Annotated in this window: 19 protein-coding genes and 1 pseudogene; 12 read left to right on the plus strand and 8 right to left on the minus strand. The window is 67.4% G+C overall.

Annotated elements, in window-relative coordinates:
* Positions 1–905 precede the first annotated feature (905 nt).
* The 3 genes and pseudogenes from ABEA50_RS04045 to ABEA50_RS04055 all read left to right on the plus strand — a co-directional run bounded on the left by ABEA50_RS04045 (position 906) and on the right by ABEA50_RS04055 (position 3,192).
* Positions 906–1,916: an XdhC family protein gene (locus tag ABEA50_RS04045; RefSeq protein WP_345493642.1), complete on the plus strand. Its 1,011-nt coding sequence runs from the start codon at positions 906–908 to the stop codon at positions 1,914–1,916.
* A 121-nt stretch (positions 1,917–2,037) separates the two neighbouring features.
* Positions 2,038–2,721 carry a nicotinamide riboside transporter PnuC gene (pnuC, locus tag ABEA50_RS04050; RefSeq protein WP_345493643.1) on the plus strand — a complete coding sequence of 228 codons (684 nt, stop codon included), beginning with the start codon at positions 2,038–2,040 and terminating at the stop codon, positions 2,719–2,721.
* A gap of 133 nt (positions 2,722–2,854) precedes the next feature.
* Positions 2,855–3,192 (plus strand): annotated as a pseudogene (locus tag ABEA50_RS04055) (YbjQ family protein).
* Here ABEA50_RS04055 and ABEA50_RS04060 read toward each other — a convergent pair.
* The 3 genes from ABEA50_RS04060 to ABEA50_RS04070 all read right to left on the minus strand — a co-directional run bounded on the left by ABEA50_RS04060 (position 3,189) and on the right by ABEA50_RS04070 (position 5,921).
* Complete coding sequence (locus ABEA50_RS04060; RefSeq protein ID WP_345493644.1) at positions 3,189–4,370, minus strand: acetyl-CoA C-acetyltransferase; 1,182 nt, start codon at positions 4,368–4,370, stop codon at positions 3,189–3,191. The pseudogene ABEA50_RS04055 and the gene ABEA50_RS04060 sit on opposite strands and share 4 nt — an antisense overlap.
* Positions 4,371–4,434: 64 nt before the next feature.
* Positions 4,435–5,049, minus strand: coding sequence for a TetR/AcrR family transcriptional regulator (locus tag ABEA50_RS04065; protein ID WP_345493645.1), 615 nt, complete (start codon positions 5,047–5,049; stop codon positions 4,435–4,437).
* A 113-nt stretch (positions 5,050–5,162) separates the two neighbouring features.
* On the minus strand, positions 5,163–5,921 hold the full coding sequence (locus tag ABEA50_RS04070; protein WP_345493646.1) for a hypothetical protein: 759 nt from the start codon (positions 5,919–5,921) through the stop codon (positions 5,163–5,165).
* Between the two features lie 325 nt (positions 5,922–6,246).
* Between ABEA50_RS04070 and ABEA50_RS04075 the strand changes: the two genes are divergently transcribed.
* Positions 6,247–6,711 carry a hypothetical protein gene (locus ABEA50_RS04075; RefSeq protein WP_345493647.1) on the plus strand — a complete coding sequence of 155 codons (465 nt, stop codon included), beginning with the start codon at positions 6,247–6,249 and terminating at the stop codon, positions 6,709–6,711.
* Positions 6,712–6,717: 6 nt separating this feature from the next.
* On the opposite strand, the gene ABEA50_RS04080 is transcribed toward ABEA50_RS04075, so the two are convergent.
* Together ABEA50_RS04080 and ABEA50_RS04085 are read right to left on the minus strand one after the other, a co-directional pair.
* Positions 6,718–7,524 carry an SDR family oxidoreductase gene (locus tag ABEA50_RS04080; RefSeq protein WP_345493648.1) on the minus strand — a complete coding sequence of 269 codons (807 nt, stop codon included), beginning with the start codon at positions 7,522–7,524 and terminating at the stop codon, positions 6,718–6,720.
* A complete protein-coding gene (locus tag ABEA50_RS04085; protein WP_345493649.1) occupies positions 7,521–8,714 on the minus strand; it encodes an acyl-CoA dehydrogenase family protein in 1,194 nt (397 codons plus the stop codon). Before ABEA50_RS04085 ends, ABEA50_RS04080 begins: the two co-directional genes overlap by 4 nt.
* 90 nt (positions 8,715–8,804) lie before the next feature.
* Between ABEA50_RS04085 and ABEA50_RS04090 the strand changes: the two genes are divergently transcribed.
* From ABEA50_RS04090 to ABEA50_RS04120, 7 genes are all read left to right on the plus strand, one after another.
* Entirely contained in the window at positions 8,805–10,358 is a 1,554-nt protein-coding gene (locus ABEA50_RS04090; protein ID WP_345493650.1) for a FadD3 family acyl-CoA ligase, read from the plus strand.
* Positions 10,358–11,233 carry an enoyl-CoA hydratase gene (locus tag ABEA50_RS04095; protein WP_345493651.1) on the plus strand — a complete coding sequence of 292 codons (876 nt, stop codon included), beginning with the start codon at positions 10,358–10,360 and terminating at the stop codon, positions 11,231–11,233. The genes ABEA50_RS04090 and ABEA50_RS04095 overlap by 1 nt, the downstream gene beginning before the upstream one ends.
* The gene (locus tag ABEA50_RS04100; RefSeq protein WP_345493652.1) at positions 11,233–12,378 is read left to right on the plus strand and encodes an acyl-CoA dehydrogenase family protein; all 1,146 of its coding nucleotides are present in this window, start codon (positions 11,233–11,235) and stop codon (positions 12,376–12,378) included. Before ABEA50_RS04095 ends, ABEA50_RS04100 begins: the two co-directional genes overlap by 1 nt.
* Entirely contained in the window at positions 12,375–13,385 is a 1,011-nt protein-coding gene (locus tag ABEA50_RS04105; protein ID WP_345493653.1) for an acyl-CoA dehydrogenase family protein, read from the plus strand. Before ABEA50_RS04100 ends, ABEA50_RS04105 begins: the two co-directional genes overlap by 4 nt.
* Positions 13,382–14,431, plus strand: coding sequence for an acyl-CoA dehydrogenase family protein (locus ABEA50_RS04110; protein WP_345493654.1), 1,050 nt, complete (start codon positions 13,382–13,384; stop codon positions 14,429–14,431). Before ABEA50_RS04105 ends, ABEA50_RS04110 begins: the two co-directional genes overlap by 4 nt.
* Positions 14,432–14,571: 140 nt before the next feature.
* On the plus strand, positions 14,572–15,132 hold the full coding sequence (locus ABEA50_RS04115; protein ID WP_345493656.1) for a chorismate--pyruvate lyase family protein: 561 nt from the start codon (positions 14,572–14,574) through the stop codon (positions 15,130–15,132).
* On the plus strand, positions 15,129–16,403 hold the full coding sequence (locus ABEA50_RS04120) for a flavin-dependent oxidoreductase (protein ID WP_345493658.1): 1,275 nt from the start codon (positions 15,129–15,131) through the stop codon (positions 16,401–16,403). Before ABEA50_RS04115 ends, ABEA50_RS04120 begins: the two co-directional genes overlap by 4 nt.
* A 61-nt stretch (positions 16,404–16,464) precedes the next feature.
* Here ABEA50_RS04120 and ABEA50_RS04125 read toward each other — a convergent pair whose 3' ends face one another.
* The 3 genes from ABEA50_RS04125 to ABEA50_RS04135 are packed head-to-tail and all read right to left on the minus strand — an operon-like array spanning position 16,465 to position 18,321.
* Entirely contained in the window at positions 16,465–17,238 is a 774-nt protein-coding gene (locus ABEA50_RS04125; RefSeq protein ID WP_345493659.1) for an ESX secretion-associated protein EspG, read from the minus strand.
* A complete protein-coding gene (locus tag ABEA50_RS04130; protein ID WP_345493660.1) occupies positions 17,231–17,947 on the minus strand; it encodes a hypothetical protein in 717 nt (238 codons plus the stop codon). Before ABEA50_RS04130 ends, ABEA50_RS04125 begins: the two co-directional genes overlap by 8 nt.
* Entirely contained in the window at positions 17,944–18,321 is a 378-nt protein-coding gene (locus ABEA50_RS04135) for a hypothetical protein (protein ID WP_345493662.1), read from the minus strand. The genes ABEA50_RS04130 and ABEA50_RS04135 overlap by 4 nt, the downstream gene beginning before the upstream one ends.
* Positions 18,322–18,599: 278 nt before the next feature.
* Between ABEA50_RS04135 and ABEA50_RS04140 the strand changes: the two genes are divergently transcribed.
* Positions 18,600–19,283 (plus strand): TetR/AcrR family transcriptional regulator, encoded by a 684-nt coding sequence (locus ABEA50_RS04140; RefSeq protein ID WP_345493663.1) that lies wholly within the window; start codon positions 18,600–18,602, stop codon positions 19,281–19,283.
* Positions 19,284–19,332 lie beyond the last annotated feature (49 nt).

Here is a 19,332-nt window from a genome sequence, read left to right on the forward strand (position 1 = left end):
GTAGTCAGGCTTTACCCGACTACGGGTCAATCGAACTGCTGGAGCGTTAATTTGCAGGCTTGCTAGGCCAACGGGGTGTACTTCCATACGATGGCACACGACAAATACGTCGTCTACCTGTCGTTAATGTAAATCTCAGCTAGGTTCGCAGTCCCTGTTGCTAACTTTGCAAAATTTGCGAGTTAATTGCGGACGCAAGACCTACCGGCCGGTAGCGCTGACGTGGGACTTTAGCGTAACGCCCGTACTGTTTACGCTCGGAGACCGAGGCGACTCCCAGTGCGCCACCGCCGCTCGACTGTGACCACACTCACAACTAGGGGCGGGCGCCCAGTATTGCGCGCGCCACACCCGTGCGCATCCTCGCCGCAAACCGGACGGTGCCGGCGAGACCCGCGAACCGCCGACCGCCCCGAAGGACGTTCGCCGGGGCGCACACGCGGACCCGGTCCCGCTCGCGCCCACCCTCGACCGACCGACCCGCACCACAGCACGCGCCGCCCCGTCGACGATCCACCAGCATGCAATCCGCCGTTTGCCCAGATGAATAACGGTTTCTCCGCCTGCGCGGGGATCGGCACGGGATTACCGTTACGCGCATGCCGCCGCCGCACACCCCGGCCATCCAGCACGAGGACCCCGGCCGCCGGCGCGAATCACGCACGCCGATTCGGGACTCCCCGATGTGCGCAGCACGGAAACCGATGTCCCACAACACCGATCGGCGCGGTGTTGTGGCTATTCACAAGCGCACCCCGGGTATTACGTGGTGACTGAAGGAGATCGGTGAGCTCGCACATATTCCCCAACCAACGAAGATATGGTGTGCGTCACGTGCGCAGAGGTGGTGACGGGCGTCGATCGCGAGTTCCCGGCCAGCTCCGCACGGTGATCGGAGCGAACTGATGCGCGACATCGTCGACGACCTTTTGCGGACATGGCATTCGGGCCGGACCGGTGGGCTCGGCACGGTGGTGCGCACACTCGGCGCCGCACCACTTCCGGTCGGCGCGAACATGTTGATCGACCCCGAAGGCAATGTGCACGGCGCCATGGCCGCGGGCGGCCTCGACGAAATCGCCTACGAGGCGGTCTTGCAGGCGGCGCGGACAGGTCGGCGCGCGACCCACCGCTACAGCGTGTCCGCCCCCACCGATTCCGGCGTGGGCGACGGCATGATGGACGTGTTCACCGAGCCGTTCTCCCGCCAGCACTTTCCCGAATTCCCCGATGTCGCCGCGGAACTCAGAGCCAATCGGCGGGTTACGGTGTTCACCGTGGTGTGGAATTCCGAGCCGGGTCTCATCGGCCAACATCTGATTACCGACAAACGGCATGCGACCGAGTTGGTGGCGCTGCCGGATTCGGATGTGTTCGTCGCCTCACACGCGCCCGCGCCTCGGCTGCTGATCTTCGGCGCCAATTCCTTTGCCGCCGCGTTGGCCGTGCAGGCCAGGCTGATCGGTTACCGGGTCACCATCTGCGATTCGCGCGCGAGTGCCGCGCGCCCCGAGGCGTTCCCCGGCGCGGAGGTCGTGGTGGACTGGCCGCACCGCTACCTCAACACCATGACCGCCGCGGGCGAGGTCGGCGCCGACACGGCCATCGTGCTCACCGCACACGATCCGATGTTCGAGATTCCCCTGCTCACCGTCGCGCTGCGGTTACAGGAACTCGGCTATCTCGGCGCGATGGGATCGCGCACCGCGCACGCGCAACGCATGGACGACCTGCGGGCCGGCGGTTTCGGCGAGGCGCTCCTGGCCCGGTTGCACTCACCGGCCGGGCTCGAACTCGGCGCGCGTTCGGCGGCGGAGGTAGCGGTGGCGATCGCCGCGGAACTACTCGCCGCACGCGGCGGACGCCAGGGACTGCCCACCGCCAATGCCGATCCGACCACGAAAGCCGCTGTCTGACACACTGATTCCGGGTCGGGACGACTCGACCGGCTGGTCACCGAGGCGCGCTCGATTTCCCGAACTCGGCCGGTCGACCCCGATCAGGATGAGATAGGCACGCTCGCTGGTTGCACAACAGGTGAACCCGATCATCGCGCTGCTCGACGCCAAGCTGCACATCGCCGGGTCGGAGATTCTCTGGCGCGAAGTGATCGGCAACGGCTTCGGCCTCGGCTCGGCCATCGGTGGCATGCGGCGGCGAGTATGGGCGTGGCCGGTCGGCATCGCGGGGAACGCGCTGCTGTTCACCGTGTTCGTCGGCGGGATCTTCCATACCCCGCAACAGCTGAACATGGCTGGCCAGGCCGGCCGGCAGCTGCTGTTCGTGCTGGTCAGTGTCTACGGCTGGTGGAGCTGGCGTCGGCACGCCCACGCCGAGACCGAACAGCGCGGTGTGCGACCACGGTGGGCGAGTCGGCGCGAGCGGATCGTGATGGTCCTCGCCATGCTCGTCGGCACCGTCGCGTTCGCCCAGTTGTTCTCCGCCCTCGGCTCCTACGGCCCCTTGGCCGAGGCATGGATCTTCACCGGCTCGATTCTGGCGACCTACGGCATGGCCGTGGGGCTGGCCGAATTCTGGTTGATCTGGATCGCCGTCGACCTCGTCGGGATACCGCTGCTGGTCAAGGCTGGCTACTACCCCTCGGCCGCGCTGTACCTGATCTACGCGGGTTTCGTAGCCTGGGGCTTCCTGGTCTGGCGACGCACCTTGCGTGACCCCTCGGGATCGAGCGAGCGAGAACCGATCAAAACCGTTGCCTGACACCGGGTCGTAGGATCCGCCGGCGAACCAACCGATGCCACCGCAGCCACCGCCTTATGGGCAGTTTCCCGGCTACCAGCAACAACCGCCCGCACCGCAGCGGCCACAGGGCCCGCCGCCATCGGCATATCCGATCCTGGTCTCCACCATGAACGATGTGCCGGGCAGCGAGATCGTCCGAAATTCGGCGAGGTCGCGGGGCTCACCGTGCGCAGCCGAAGCCTCGGGTCGAATATCAGCGCGGGTTTCGGCTCCCTCGGCGGCGGCGAAGTCACCGAGTGCACCCAGTTGCTCTACCACTCGTGCCACGAAGCGATCATGCGAATGTGTCAGCACGCCATGGCATTCGGCGCCAATGCCGTGATCGCGATGCGCTTCGACCGCAACGAGATCGCCAACACCATGAGCGAGGTCGCCGCCTACGGCACCGCCGGAGGCGATCGGCCCGAAGCAGTGAGCGGCGGCGCCTAGAGTCGCTCGATGATCGTGACGTTGGCCGTTCCGCCGCCCTCGCAGATGACGAGCAGACCGTAGCGGCCTTCCACGCGCTCCAACTCGTTGAGCAGGGTGGCGAAGAGCTTCGCTCCGGTGGCACCCAGGGGGTGACCGAGCGCGATCGCGCCACCGTTGACATTGACCTTGGCTGGGTCGGCGCCGGTCTCCTGCAACCATGCGAGCACGACCGAGGCGAAGGCCTCGTTGATCTCGACGACGTCGATGTCCTCGATGCCGAGCCCGGTCTGTCGCAGCGCCCATTTGGTCGCGGGGATGGGGGCGGTGAGCATGAAGATCGGGTCGGCGCCGCGTGCGCTGACGTGGTGGACGCGCGCCCGCGGTCGCAGGCCGAATTCCTCGACCGCCCAGTCCGAGGCGAGCAGGGTGGCGCTCGCGCCGTCGGAGATCTGGCTGGCCACGGCCGCGGTGAGCGGGCTGCCCTCGGTCAGCGGCGAGAGGGTCGCCATCTTCTCCAGGCTGGTCTCGCGCGGCCCCTGGTCGATCCAGAAGTCGCCGACCGGGACGATCTCGTTGTCGAAGCGGCCGTTCTTGATCGCGTCGCGAGCACGCTCGTGCGAGCGTAATGCCCAGCGCTCCATATCTTCTCGGGTCACACCCCACTTTTCGGCGATGAGCTGCGCTCCGCGAAACTGGGATACCTCATCGGTGCCGTAGCGGTGGTCCCACCCCTGCGAGCCGACGAACGGCGACTCGAAGCCGTACTCGCGGCCCGCGAGCATCGCCGACGAGATCGGCAACGCGCTCATGTTCTGCACACCGCCCGCGACGATCACCTCGGCGGTACCACTCATGATGGCCTGCGCGCCGAAATTGATGGCCTGTTGGCTGGAGCCGCACTGCCGGTCGACGGTCACGCCGGGCACCTCTTCGGGATAACCGGCGGCCAACCATGCGGTGCGACCGATATTGCCCGCCTGCGGACCGATGTTGTCGACGCAGCCGACGATCACGTCGTCGACGCGTGCCGGGTCTACGGAGTTGCGGTCGAGCAGGCCGCGCAGCGCGGCAGCCCCGAGGTCGGCAGGGTGTACCTCGGCCAGTGCGCCGCCGCGTTTGCCGATGGGGGTGCGCACGGCGTCGATGACGTAGGCATCGCGTAACGGGGTGTACGGGCGACGGGACGGTGCTGACATGGGAACTCCTACGCGGTGTGGTCGGCGACCCGGTGGTTCGGGCGCGCGGTGGTCGTCGGCTGGTTCATTCGCCGGGCGCCCGAGAAGCGGTGAGCCCGTCGAGCACGATGGTCAGGTACTGCTTGGCGAGGTTGTCGACGGTGATGGTGCCGCCGCCCGGCTGGTACCAGCGCACGGCGACCCATACCGTGTCCCGCAGGAATCGGTAGGCCAGTTCGACATCGAGTTCGGCACGGAAGCTGCCGTCCGCGACGCCGTTGGCGAGCACCTGATGCCACAGCGCGCGGAATTCGCGGTTGTATTCGGCGATGTAGGTGAAGCGTTCGGACTCGCTGAGCCGCTTGGCTTCGGCCTGGTAGATCGCGACGGCGGCGTGCCAGCGGTCGAACGACTCGTAGGAGGCGATCACCAAGGCTTCCAACGTGTCTCGCGAGCTGAGTCCCTCGGCGACGATTTCGCGGTAACGCCCGAACAGGTCGTCGAGGAAGCCGCGCAGAATCTCGTCGACCATCGATTCCTTGGAGTCGAAGTGGTGGTAGAGACTGCCGGAGAGGATGCCCGCGGCGTCGGCGATGTCGCGCACGGTGGTGGCGCGCAGGCCGCGCTCGGCGAACAGTTGCGCCGCGAGGCCGAGCAGCTCGCCGCGCCGGGTGGATTTGGGGGCCTCGGGTGCGGTCACCCCGTCATGATACAACCAAGCATTTGCTTGGTAAAGCCGCGCGATCGGCGGCGACGGCCGCGAACGCTCGAAACCGCCCTGGAAAATCGCTCGCGCAACCGCTACGAAAACGCTCAGCGCAGGGAGTACCTCAGCGGCGAGGCTATCGACAGGTCGGTGAGCAGACGATCACAGATCGCGACCGGGGAGATCCCCGCGCGCGCCATCCGTGAAACCAACGCGAGTCGCCGTTCGCAACTGTCCCATTCAATGATCAACGGCGCCCGACCCTGCCCGGCGTCCAGCACCGCGAACGCGCACGGCCGACCGTGCGGCGTGGGTTCCTCGAACAGCCGCAGCAGCATGCCCCGCTGCCAGACCCGAAAGACCTCCGAATCCGACCCCGCCCCCAATTTGTCTGTGGCGGCACATAATCCGCGCGCGATTTCCTCGGTAAAGGCCGCATTGTCGAATCGGTACCTGCGGCACCGCGCCAAGACCGCGAGCAGATCGAACCGCACCGCACGCAAGCGTTCCTGCTGGCGCCGCCGACCGGGATCGGGTTCGACCACGCCGCGTCCACGCAAGCCGGACCACGAATCGGATTCTCCGCGCGCACGATAGGGATCCAATTCGGGCGAATCGACCGAAGCGGGCACGTATTCGGTAGAACCCCGGCGGTGCTGATCGACCACGCGCCGCTCGACCATCCGTTGTTCGAGAATTTGCGCGGCACGGGTGGCCGTCGCGCGTTCGGAACCGTGCTCGATGAGTTCCGCACCGAGGGTGAGCGCGGCCAACTCGAGATTATGTAGTCGACGCCTGGCGGAGGTCAGATCGCGAAACACCACCTCTAGTCCCCGGCCAGCTGGGCGATCAGGATCCATAGCCATCGCCCCTTCGTACGAATGCGGATTCGATCCCATTCAGCATGGCACATCCTCGACCAGGATTGCGCGGCATTTTTACTGATCAACGGACTATTCGCGAGTGTGGGCGCGCAATGGCCGAAAACGCCGCGTGTAACACGCACGGACGTGATACCGAAATTCCACACAACACGTCAAACGCAGACTTGCGCTTGGAGTTTCGGTCGGTACCATAACCCGGCGAAATCGTAGGATATTTCGTTTCGCCGCGGGAATTCACGCGTGCGCCATTACGCGAACCGCACCGGAATCACGGCCGTAGAATCCGCTCGAATCCTGAAGGGGTTTCATGAGTATCCGCACCACCGCGACCCGACTGATCACCGCCACGGCCCTCGTCGCCGCACCACTGGCCCTCGCGGCGGCACCCGCCGCCGCCGAGAGCGATCAGCAATCCTGGGACACCATTTTCACGCTCGCGAACTCCGGCCTGTGCGGCGCGCGCATCGACCCGAGCGTCGGCCACGGCGGTCTCGCCGACGGTGGCGCGATCATCAACTTCCAGACCACCATGTGGGGCGTCGGCGACTGCCGGGTGACCGTCACCGGCCACTGGAGCAACCTCGACAACGGCAGGACCGGCACCGTCGTCCAGGAGATGACCGGCACCGGCTACCGGCACTACGGCGCGGAGCCGCACGCGGTCACCGGGCCGGGTCACGTGGTCGTGTCGTTCGAGGTCGACGGCGCGCACCTGCCGCAGAACCCGAGGGGCGAATGGGTCATGCCCGACTACGAAAACGGCGGAAACTGACCCTGGTCAGGCACGTTGGCTGCTGACCGAGACCACCTCTCCGGTCAGATACGAGGTGTAATCGCTGGCCAGCATGGCGATGGTGGCGGCGACCTCCCACGGCTCGGCGGCGCGGCCGAACGCCTCTCGCTCGGACAACCGGTCGAGCAGTTCGGTCGAACTCACCTTGTCGAGGAACGCGTGCCTGGCGATACTCGGCGCCACGGCATTGATCCGCACCCCGAGTTCGGCGGCCTCCACGGCACTGCACCTGGTCAGCGCCATCACGCCCGCCTTGGCCGCGGCGTAGTGCGCTTGTCCGTGCTGCGCGCGCCACCCCAGCACGCTGGCGTTGTTGACGATCACGCCGCCGTGGCCCGCGTCGCGGAAGTAGCCGAGCGCGGCGCGGGTGCAGCGGAAGGTGCCGTTGAGGGTGATGTCGAGGACGCGGTCCCACTGCTCGTCGGTCATGTCGACCACGGGGGTCTCGCCGCCCAGACCGGCATTGTTGACCATGATGTCGACCCGGCCGAGCGCGTCGGCCGCGCCGCGCACCAGTGCGTCGACCTGCGCGGTGCTCTGCACGTCACAGACGATCGCGGCGACCCGACGATCCGGGAATTCGGCCGACAATTCCTCGGCGGTCGCACCGAGGCGCCGCTCGTGCCAATCGGAGACCACCACGTCGGCCCCCTCGGACAGGAGCCTGCGTGCCGTCGAGGAACCGATGCCGGTGCCCGCCGCCGCGGTGATGACGGCCGTGCGGCCGGTCAGCAATCCGTGGCCGGGAATCGGCTCGGGGGCCACCGAGAGTGGGCGCGCGTTCTCGGTCATGGGCGGGCCTCGCGGGGCAGGCCGAGCACGCGCTCGGAGATGATGTTGCGCTGCACTTCGTTCGAACCTCCGTAGATGGTGTCGGCGCGGGTGAACAGATACATCCGCTGCCATTCGTCCAGGTCGTCGTCGGTACCGGCCACCAGGCCCGCGGGCCCGCGGATCGCCATGGCGAGTTCGCCGAGTCCGCGATGCCAGTTGGCCCATAGCAGCTTCGCCACCGAGGCCTGGCCGCCTTCGTCGGTGCCGGAGCCGGTGTCCTGCATGGTGCGGATGGCGTGCGCGCGCAGCACGCGCAGGCCCACCCACGCGTGGTCGATTCGGTCGGCGATCAGCGGGTCGTCGGCGGCGCCGGTGCGCTGTGCCATTGCCTCGATATCGCCGAGTTCTCTGGCGAATCGGATCTGCTGGCCCAGGGTGGAGATGCCGCGTTCGAAGGTGAGTGTTCCCATCGCGATCCGCCAGCCCGCACCGGGTTCGCCGATGACGAGGTCGGCGTCGGTGCGCGCGTTGTCGAAGAACACCTCGTTGAATTCCGAGGTTCCGGTCAGCTGCACGATCGGACGCACCTCGATGCCCGGCTGCTTCATCGGAACCAGCAGGTAGGACAGGCCCTTGTGGCGCTGGGAGCCGCGCTCGGTGCGCGCGACGACGAAGCACCAGTCGGCCACGTGCGCCAGCGAGGTCCAGATCTTCTGGCCGTTGATCGACCAGCCTTCGTCGTCCAGGTGCGCGGAGGTGGTGATCGCGGCGAGGTCGGACCCCGCGCCCGGTTCGGAATAGCCCTGGCACCACAGTTCGCCGACGCTGCGAATGCCGGGCAGGAAACGATCCTTCTGCGCCTGAGTCCCGAAGGCGAGCACGGTGGGACCGAGCAGTTCCTCCCCCACATGCGACACGCGGGCCGGGGCGTTCGCCTTGGCGTACTCCTCGTGGAAGATCACCTGTTGACGCACGGTGGCTTCGCGGCCGCCGTACTGCTTCGGCCAGCCGAGGCAGGTCCACCCCGCCGCGGCCAGATGACGGTCCCATGCCAAGCGCTCGTCGAAGGCCTCGTGTTCGCGGCCGGGGCCGCCGAGGCCGCGCAACGCGCTGAACTCGCCGCTCAGGCTGTCTTCGAGCCACTCGCGCACGTCGGCGGCGAATTGCCGGTCGGCGGTATCGGATTCTGAGGTCTGGATCGCACCCACGTCGGTAGGATAACCTACCAAGCACTTGCTTTGTAGAGCGCTGGCCGGAAGTCCCCGGCCGATCGCGCACCACGGACGGTAAGGACACCCGTGACCACCCCTGCACAGACCACACCCGCCGCACTGCACGAGGCCGCGCGCGCCTTCGGCACCGCCACCGCGGTCGCCGACGGCACGGTCCGGCTGGACTGGACCCAACTCCTCGACGAGGTGCGCGTGGTCGCCCGCGCCCTACTCGCGCGCGGCGTGCGCAGAGGCGACCGGGTGGCCATGTGGGCGCCCAACACGTATCACTGGGTGATCGCCGCGTTGGCCGCGCACTATGTCGGCGCGGCGCTGGTGCCGCTGAACACCCGCTACGTCGCCGCCGAGGCCGCCGACATGCTGGCACGGGTGGACGCGAAAGCCCTGTTCATCGCGGGTACCTTTCTGCGCCGCGACCGGATCGCGGAATTACGCGCGGCCGCACCGGAACTCGCCATCGCGACGGTGATCGTCATTCCGGTCGAGCCGGGCACGACCAGCTCCGATCCGGAGGCGCTGGACTGGGCCGACCTCGCCGCGATCGCCGAGCAGACCAGCGCGAGCGCGGCGATCGAGCGCGCCGCGAGCGTCGAACCCGACGACATCGCCGACATCCTGTTCACCTCCGGCACCACCGGCCGCAGCAAAGGCACCCTGGTCGCGCATCGGCAGGCGCTGTCGGTGGTGCGCGCGTGGGCGGACTGCGCGACGCTCGGCCGCGACGACCGCTACCTGGTGGTCAACCCGTTCTTCCACAACTTCGGCTACAAAGCCGGGATCCTCGCGTGCCTGGTCACCGGCGCGACCATCGTGCCGCAGGCGGTGTTCGACGTGCCGGAGACCATGCGGCTGATCGACACCGAGCGCATCACCGTGCTGCCGGGACCGCCGACGATCTACCAGACCATCCTCGATTTCCCCGACCGCGGCGAGGTCGACCTCAGTAGCCTGCGCGTCGCGGTGACGGGTGCGGCGACGGTGCCGGTGGTGCTGATCGAGAGAATGCGCGCGGAACTGGATTTCGACGTGGTGATCACCGCGTACGGATTATCGGAGTCCTCCGGATTCGGCACCATGTGCCGCGTCGACGACGACGCCGAGACCATCGCCAACACCTGCGGTCGTCCGATCGCCGAGTTCGAACTGCGCCTCGGCAAGGCGGACGAGGTGCTGCTGCGCGGCCCGAACGTGATGCTCGGCTACCTCGACGACCCGGAAAGCACCGCCGAGACCATCGATGCCGACGGCTGGCTGCACACCGGCGACATCGGCAGGGTCGACGAACGCGGGTACCTGACGATCACCGATCGACTCAAGGACATGTACATCTGCGGTGGCTTCAATGTGTATCCCGCCGAGATCGAGCAGGCGCTGGCACGGCTGGCGGGTGTCGCGGAATCCGCGGTGATCGGCGTGCCCGACACCAGGATGGGTGAGGTGGGCAAGGCGTTCATCGTGCGCAAGGCTGGCGCGCGGCTGGATGCCGACAAGGTGCTCGCGCACGCCACCGGCCTGCTCGCCAATTTCAAGGTGCCCCGGTTTGTCGAGTTCCGCGATTCGCTGCCCTACAGTGCCGCCGGAAAAGTACTCAAACGTCAACTACGCGAGGAGAATTCGTAATGTCGCAACCCGCAGTCCCTGACGAGGGTGACGTGGTCACCTACGCGGTGCGCGACCGTGTCGCGACCATCACGCTCAACCGTCCCGATTACCGCAACGCACAGAACTCGGTGATGACCTACGCGCTGGACGCGGCGTTCGAGCGGGCGGTGGAAGACCCCGAGGTGGGGGTGATCGTGTTGGCGGGCAACGGAAAACACTTCAGCGCCGGGCACGACATCGGCACGCCCGGCCGCGATCACCACATCCGCTACCCGAACAAGGCGGCGCTGTGGTGGGACCACGTCGACAAGGTCGGCGGCGACCAGCGCTTCGCCCGCGAGCTCGAGGTGTATCTGGGCATGTGTCGGCGCTGGCGGGAGATCCCGAAGCCGACCATCGCGATGGTGCAGGGCGCGTGCATCGCCGGTGGGCTCATGCTCGCCTGGGTGTGCGATCTGATCATCGCCTCCGACGACGCGTTCTTCTCCGATCCCGTGGTGCGCATGGGCATTCCGGGCGTCGAGTACTTCGCACACCCCTGGGTGATGGGGCCAAGGGCAGCCAAGGAATTCCTGTTCACCGGCGACCGCTTCGACGCGGCACAGGCCAAGGAGTGGGGCATGGTCAATCGGGTGGTGGCGCGCGAGGAACTGGAGTCCGAAACCAGGGCGCTGGCCGAGAAGATCGCCGCCATGCCGCAGTTCGGGCTCGCGCTCACCAAGAAGGCGGTGAATCAGGCCGAAGACCAGATGGGCATGCGGACCGGCATGGACTCGGTGTTCGGGCTGCACCACTTCGCGCACGCGCACAATGCGGAGGTCGGCGCCGATTCGCTCGGCGGGATGAACGCCAAGTCGATGAAGGCGACCTCGACCACGGACGGGGCGAAGTAGTGGATCTGGATCTCGACGCGGCGACCACGGAGTTTCAGCACGAAGTCCGCGATTTCCTCGCCGCCAACAAGCCCGAACGCACGCTGCCCTCGATGGACACCAAGGCCGGGTTCGAGGCGCACCGCGACTGGGAGCGCACCCTCGCCGACGCGCGGCTTTCGGTGGTGGCGTGGCCGGAGGAGTACGGCGGGCGCGACGTCGGACTGCTGCAGTGGGTGCTGTTCGAGCAGGAATACTATGCGGCGAACGCGCCAGGGCGGGTCAGCCAGAACGGCATATTCCTCTTGGCGCCCACCCTTTTCGAGCACGGCACCCCGGAGCAGCTCGCGCGCATCATGCCGAGAATGGCGCGCGGCGACGACATCTGGGCCCAGGCGTGGTCGGAACCCGAGGCGGGCAGCGACCTGGCGGGCATCCGGTCGAGCGCGCGCCGCACCACGGGTGGCTGGCTGCTGAGCGGCCAGAAGACCTGGAGTTCGCGGGCCGCGTTCGCCGACTGGGCCTTCGGGTTGTTCCGCAGCGATCCCGAGGCCGAACGGCACAGGGGTCTGACCTACGTGATGTTTCCGCTGTCGGCCGACGGTGTGTCGGTGCGACCGATCCCGCAGTTGGACGGCGAACCCGGCTTCGCGGAGATCTTCCTCGAGGACGTATTCGTGCCCGACCGCGACGTCATCGGGACGCCGGGCGAGGGCTGGCGGGTAGCGATGAGCACCTCGAGCAATGAGCGCGGCCTTTCGCTACGCAGCCCCGGTCGCTTCAGCGCCACCGCCGCACGCCTGATCGAACTGTGGAGCGACACCGAAGGCAGCGACACCGATACCGCGCAGCGCGACAAGGTGGTCGACGCCTGGCTCGGCAGCGAGGCCTACCGTTTGCACACCTTCGGCACTGTCACCCGGCTCGAGGAGGGCGGCAAGCTGGGCGCGGAATCCTCGATCACCAAGGTGTTCTGGTCGGAACTCGATATCGCGATGCACGAGACCGCGCTGGAGGTACTCGGCGCGAACGCCGAACGTGCCAGCACGTGGACCGACGGTTACCTGTTCGCGCTCTCGGGCCCGATCTACGCGGGAACCAACGAGATTCAGCGCAATATCATCGCCGAGCGGCTGCTCGGACTACCGAGAGGAAGCAGCCGATGAGGTTCGCGCTCAGTCCCGAACAGCTCGACTTCGGCGCCAGCGTGCGCAAGATTCTCGAATCCGGTCGCACCCCCGACGCGGTGCGGGCGTGGGCCAAGGGTGATCCCGCGTTCGGACGCCGCCTGCTCGGCCAGCTCGCGGGCGCGGGCGTGCCAGGGTTGCTCGTCGAGGAGCAGTACGAGGGCGTCGGCGCGGAGCCGATCGATCTCGTCGTCGCGTTCCTGGAGATCGGTCGCGCGGCGGCACCCGGCCCGCTGGTAGAAACAGCAGCCGCGATTCCCGCGCTGCTGCAGGCGCTTGCGGACCGGGCGGCGGCGGCGCGATGGCTGCCCGGCCTCGCCGACGGCAGGGCGCTGGGCACCGTGGCCTTCGGCACGACCGGCGCGCTCGACGCCGACGTCGCCGACGTGGTGCTCGTAGCCGAGGGTGACCGGCTGTCGGTCGGTCACCGCGCGGGACTGATCCGGTCGATCGATCCGGCGCGTCGACTGTTCGTACTCGACACCGACGCGGTGGTCGCCGAGGGGCCGCAGGTCGCCGAGGCCATCGCCAGTGGCTTCGACACCGGCACGCTCGCGGCCGCCGCACAGCAACTCGGCGCAGGTCGAGCCCTGCTCCACGTCACGACCGAATACGCCAAGCAGCGCAAGCAGTTCGGTAAGCCGATCGGCGAGTTCCAGGCCGTGAAACAGAAGCTCGCCGACGTCCTGATCGGCCTCGATCTGGCCGAGCCGCTGCTGTATCGCGCGGCGCTCACGCTCGACGACCCCACTCGCGCACGCGATGTGTCGGCCGCCGCCCTCGCCTGTGGCGAGGGTGCCTATCGGGCGGCGCGGGCGGCGCTGCAAGTGCACGGCGCGATCGGCTACACCGCCGAATACGATCTGTCGCTCTGGTTGACCAAGGTGACGGCGCTACGTTCGGCATGGGGCACACCGGATTTCCATCGCGCGCGCATCGCCTCGGCACTGCGCACACCGGCCACGACACCGCGAGGAATCGCATGACCGACACCGAACTCCAGGAGTTCACCGCCTCCGTCCGCGCGTTGCTCGTCAAGCACGCGGATTCGGCCGCCGTGCGCGCGGGCGCGCGCACCGAACTCGGGTACGACACCGCGCTGTGGCGACGACTGTGCGAACAGATCGGCGTCGCGGCGCTCGCGATTCCCGAGGAGTACGGCGGTATCGGCGCCAGCCTGGTCGAATCCTGCCTTGCCGTGGAGGAATTGGGGCGCGTCCTCGCGGACGTTCCGTTGCTGGGTTCGGCGATTCTCGGCGCGCAGGCGCTGCTGCTCTCGGGCGACGAGCAAGCGTGCGCCCGACTGTTGCCCGAGGTCGCCGAGGGTACGCGGGTGCTGGCGGTGTGCTGGGCGGACGAACACGGCTGGGACGGCTACGGTGTTACCGAGACTGCCGGAATACTTTCCGGTACAGCGTATTTCGTGCTCCACGGCGCACATGCGGGCACGTTGATCGTTGTCACGCCGACGGGCCTGTTCGAGGTGGACCCCGCGACGGTGACCCGCCGCACGGTAGCCACCATGGACCCCACCCGAGCACTGGCCGAGGTCACCTTCGATGCGACGCCCGCGCGACGGCTCGGCACCGCCGACCCGGCACCCGTCATCGCACGGTTGCGCCACATCGCCTGGGCGGCACTGGTCGCCGAGCAGGTCGGTGCCGCGCAGCGCTGCCTGGACATGACGGTGGAATACACCAAGTCGCGGGTGCAATTCGGGCGGCCGATCGGCAGCTTCCAGGCACTCAAACACCGCATGGCCGACATGTATGTTCTGGTGGAGTCGGCGAAATCGGCGGCACAGTCGGCGATTCGGGCGGTCGCCGACAACGCCGCATCCGCCGAGGAGGACGTGTGGGTGGCCCGGGTGCACTGCGACACGGCGTTGTCCACGATCGCCGCGGAGACGCTGCAATTGCACGGCGGCATCGCGATCACCTGGGAACACGACGCGCACCTTTTCTTCAAACGCGCGCACGGTGACGGACAGCTGTTCGGGACACCGCGCCGACCGATCCTCGCCGCGACATAATGCCACTTCTCACGCGTGGAAACCCCTGCGGAAACCGGGATTTCACACCTGCGTAAACAGACGAAACCGCAGGTGAATCCGTAGGAGAGCGTCGTCACAGCCCGCTGGTTTCGGCGGCGGGCGTCGGTAGTGTCGTTTTCATGGGGCAGCTAGCGGGCAGGCAGGTCGACGTGCTCGGCCGCATCGACGGCGAGCAGGATGCCGGTTTCGCGCTGCCTCCGGTGACGCGGATGCTGTTGCGTTCCGACGGCTCGACCACCCGACTGTTGGAAGCATTGCTGGACCAAGCGCTTTCGGTGCAATTGGTCGACCAGCACGGCGACACCGCGGGCGCGCTGCCGGCGCACCTGCGCGAAGTGCTGGGTTGTGTGGCCGACGAGGCCGTGGTTCGCCGCAGGTCGGTGCTGGTCACCGCCGACGCGACGCAGGTCTCGCGCAACGAGGTCACCGTCGTCTGCCGCGATTCCGAGCTCACCTCGATCCTCACCGACGCCAGCACACCGATCGGGCACGGGCTAGCGACCGCACGGCGGATGCTCGGGCGCATCCGCATGAGCACCGGGTCGACCCGGTGGGCCGACGAGATCGAAATACCCTGCGTCTACAAGGAATACGTGCTGGTCGACCCGGCCGGTCGGGCGATCGCGCACGTCTACGAACGGTTCAATCCCGACTACGTCCCGCACGGAGTGGCAGCGTGAAGATTCTGATCGTCGGGGCCGGTATCGGTGGGTTGACCGCGGCGCTGAGCCTGCATGCCGCTGGCATCGACGCGCTGGTGATCGACAGCGTCAGCGAGTTGCGTCCGCTCGGTGTCGGGATCAATCTCTTGCCGCACGCCACCAGGGAACTGATCGAGCTGGGACTCGGCGACGCGCTCGCCGAGCTCGCGATCCCCACGGCGGAGGCGATTCACCTCGACCGCCACGGAAATCGCATCTGGGGCACTCCGCGCGGTCTCGCCGCCGGATATCGCTGGCCGCAATATTCCATTCACCGTGGCGAACTCCAGGCGGCGCTGCTCGCCGCGGTCCGCGACCGACTCGGCGCCGCATCGGTGCGCACCGGACTGCGTTTCGAGAGTTTCACCCAGAACACGACGGAAATCACCGGTCGCGTCAGTGATTCGGTGACCGGCGTGCACACCGTGTTGTCGGCGGACGCGGTGATCGGCGCCGACGGACTGAATTCCGCGGTGCGCGCGCAGCTGCACCCGCACGAGGGCAGGCCGCTGTGGAACGGCATCAGGATGTGGCGCGGAATCGCCGAGGCCGCACCCTTTCTCACCGGCCGCAGCATGATTCTGGCCGGTACCAATTCCGCGGCACGGCTGGTGGTCTACCCCATTTCCCGTGCGGCCGAGCGGCGCGGGCGGGCACTGGTGAACTGGGTCGCCGAGGTGCGGGTCGCCGACACCAGGCATCCGACACCCGACTGGAATCACGCGGGACAGCTGGCGGACGTGCTCGCGCACTACGCCGGGTGGCGTTTCGACGGCGTGGAGGTGGCCGCGCTCATGTCGGCCAGCGAGCAGATCCTGGAATATCCGATGGTCGACCGAGACCCGTTGCCGTACTGGGGGTCTGGCCGTGTCACCCTGCTCGGCGATGCGGCGCATCCGATGTATCCGATCGGCTCCAACGGCGCCTCACAGGCCATCCTGGACGGCCGCGTACTCGCGCGCGAGCTCGACGCCGCCGACGACCCGATCGCTGGCCTGGCCGCCTACGAGGCGGCGCGGCGCGAGACCGTGAACGCGATTGTCCTGGCCAACCGCGATATTCCGATGGACGCCGTGCTCAATACCGTCGCCGAACGCGCACCCGAGGGCTTCGACCGGATCGAAGATGTGCTCAGCGCAGCGGAATTGGCCGCGATCGCCGCGGGCTACGACCGGACCACCGGCACCGACGCCGAAGCACTCAACAACAGACCCAGTTTGAGCCCACCGAAACGGCAACACGCCGAGTAGCAGACGAGGAAGCAACCCCCGCGCGGCGGCTCACTTCGGCACAGACGCTCGTGCGCGGTGTCTATCGACGAGCGCGCAAGTACTCGTCGTGTTCCTTGTCTTCGAGGTAGAAGCGCTGGGTATGGGTAGCCAGGCGGTAGATCTCGTTGGCCATGGCGCTGGCGTTCATCGGCCTGGCGACGATCGGATCACCGGTCTTCACGTAGTAGCGGCCGTCCGCGTAATCCATCCACCAGAACCCGCGCCCGTAGCTGGGCCTGGCATCGATGGCGGGGCCTGGGCAGACCATCACCTCACCGAGGGCGATCCGTTCGCGCTGGAAGATCCGGTCGAGCTGATCGATAACGCTCACCTCGTAGTCGGCGCGCACCGGCCGGGTCCGATCGGCGCCGACCTGTTCGCGACGCACCTCGATCGGCGGGTGGGTGCCCGCCGAGCGCTTGGGCAGCGAGGTGACCGCCCGCTTCGCGACTTCTTTCGCGGTGCAGAAACTGGCGAGCACATCCGCACCCGTGTCCTGGTCGCTGCCGGGCAACTGCACGAGGGTGGCGCCGGCTCGGCCACGCACGGCGCCGTGGAACCGGAAGGCGACATCGTGGCCACCCAGTCCCTTGGACTCGATGCGCACTTCGGGGTCGAGCAAGAGGTCGAGCGCTCGTTCCAGCTCGGTGGAGTACCGGGTGAGCAGGGTTTCGACCGCCGCCTCCCGCTCCCGTTTGAGGTCGGCGAAATCCATTTCCGCCGGGCGATACTGCAACGGATAGGGCAAACGGTCGCGGCCGTAGGCCGACCAGAGGATCTCGAATTCTTGTCCGGTGAACCGCCAATCAGCCATGGACACCGTCCTCACCGAGCACGGGAGGCACTGTTGGCCCCTGCGGCGACGGTCGGTCCGCGGCGAGCGGTTTCGGCGTCGGCAGCACGGGGACTCCGTGATCGGCCTGCGTCACCACCTGGCCGTACACCGTGCGCAGCACGCGGCGACCTTCCTCGGTGGCCTCCTGCTCGGTGAAATCCCCCGCCTTCATCACCCCGCCCTCCGGCAATTTCTTGTCGCGCGGGTCCACCGACTGGGTCGCCTGCGGCATCAGCGCCCGGGTTTGATTCAGGCCGGTGTGCAGCTGCGCGAGCGTGCGATACACGATCGTCGCGGCGTCGGCGAACAGCTGCGACTGCACCGTGTAGTTGTTCACCGCCTCCGACGCGGCCCGCGCCGCCTGCCCCGACCACCCCTGGTGCACACCGTCACCCGCGATGGTGCGTTGGAACTGGTGATTGAAGTCGGTGGCGTGGGTGGTGACCGCGGTGGCGATTCTCTGCCACGCCTCGGCGGCCTGGCGCACCGTATCGGGGCGCATACCGTTCACCGCGTCGACCATCTGCGCCAAGGTCATGCTGTCGTAGTTGTCCGGTGCCGCGATCGCTGGAGGTTCGAACTCCCCGGGGAAATCGACTCCCGCCTGCTCGGTAGCGATCTGATCGCGCTCACGATTCCACTGATCCTGTGCGGCGATGACTCGACTGCGATAGTCCGCGTAACTCACCGATCCCCCAACCCCCCGAACTGGTCTGCCCTGCTCTGATCCTGCGCTACGAAATTCGAGATCGCCTTGGCGACCAGCTCTTTCATCGTTTTCACGGCATCGATGTGTTGCTCGAGGACCGCGTCGAGGGACTGCTCGGTGCCGGTGGCTTTGCGCTGGAACTTCCCTTGCAGCGCGATACCGGAAGGCAGCGGCCCGAATCCGGTGATGTCGTGCAGGTACCCCACCTGCTCCACGAGGTCACCGAGATGTTCCAGATAGTCGTCGCAAGCCTTGTCCAACCCCTTCCCCACGTCGGGGTGCAGGGTCAACGCCCCCGCGTCGGCCTGGTCGAGAACCTTGCGCCACTGCGCGGGATCAACGCCGAATTCCACCTGTCCCCCTGTCAACTTCCCGGTAAGTGCGCTGCCAGAAGTTCCTCACCGCCGATGGGGTGCTGTGCTTGCTCGGGCCGGACCGGCTGTTGCGGCCCCCTGACCGTCTTCGGGTCGAGATTACTGACCGGCTCAGTAGCGAGCAAGGCTCGCGGTTTCGGGACGAACCACGCGGCGACCTTCGAACAGGGGGCAGTACGCGAGTTTTCGCCGGTGTCCGCATCAGGCAAGTACGCTGTGCGCATGCCGTTCGCCGCCACCCCGGCGAGGTCGCGAGCATGAGTTCCGCCGAACCGCCGACCACATTGTGGCAGCGCGACGAGGAGATCAAGCGCGGTCCTCGGCCGAGCTTCACCCTCGATGACATCGCGGACAACTGCGTGCGCATCGCCGACGCCGATGGTTTGTCCGCCTTGTCGATGCGGCGCGTCGGCGACCGACTCGGTACCGGTGCCGCCTCGCTGTATCGCTATGTCTCCGGCAAGCAGGACTTGATCTCGCTGATGTGTGATCGCGTCGCCGCAGAGTCCGGTTTCGCTCCGCTCACCGGCGACATCCGCACCGACGTGCACGCGAGCGCCGGGCGAGCGAGAGACACCCATCGTGGCCATCCGTGGCTGGGACTCGTCACGCCCGAACGCATCGGCCCCAACGCCATCCGCTATCTCGACCACATGGCGGGGGCGCTCGCTCCCGCCGGGCTGACACCCGCGGCGACCATGATGGGTGTCGCCATGATCACCGGGTGGATCAAGAGTTTTGCCGCACAGGAGAATTCGGCGGCGGCGGGCGCCACGGTCGGGGTGACCGGCGCCGACCTGGCCACGCTCCTGCCACTCGGGAACTATCCTCACCTTTCCCAGCTTTTCACCGATCGATTTCCGGACGACCCCGTCGACAACGACACCTCGTTCCGCACCGGCATCGACACCCTTCTTTTCGGCATCGCCCCCGCGCGCTGACGCACGACAGACCCGCCGCGCGGCACCCCCTCATGGTGTCGCGCGACAG

Origin of the sequence: Nocardia callitridis (assembly GCF_039543305.1) — a bacterium.
Lineage (GTDB): Bacteria > Actinomycetota > Actinomycetes > Mycobacteriales > Mycobacteriaceae > Nocardia > Nocardia callitridis.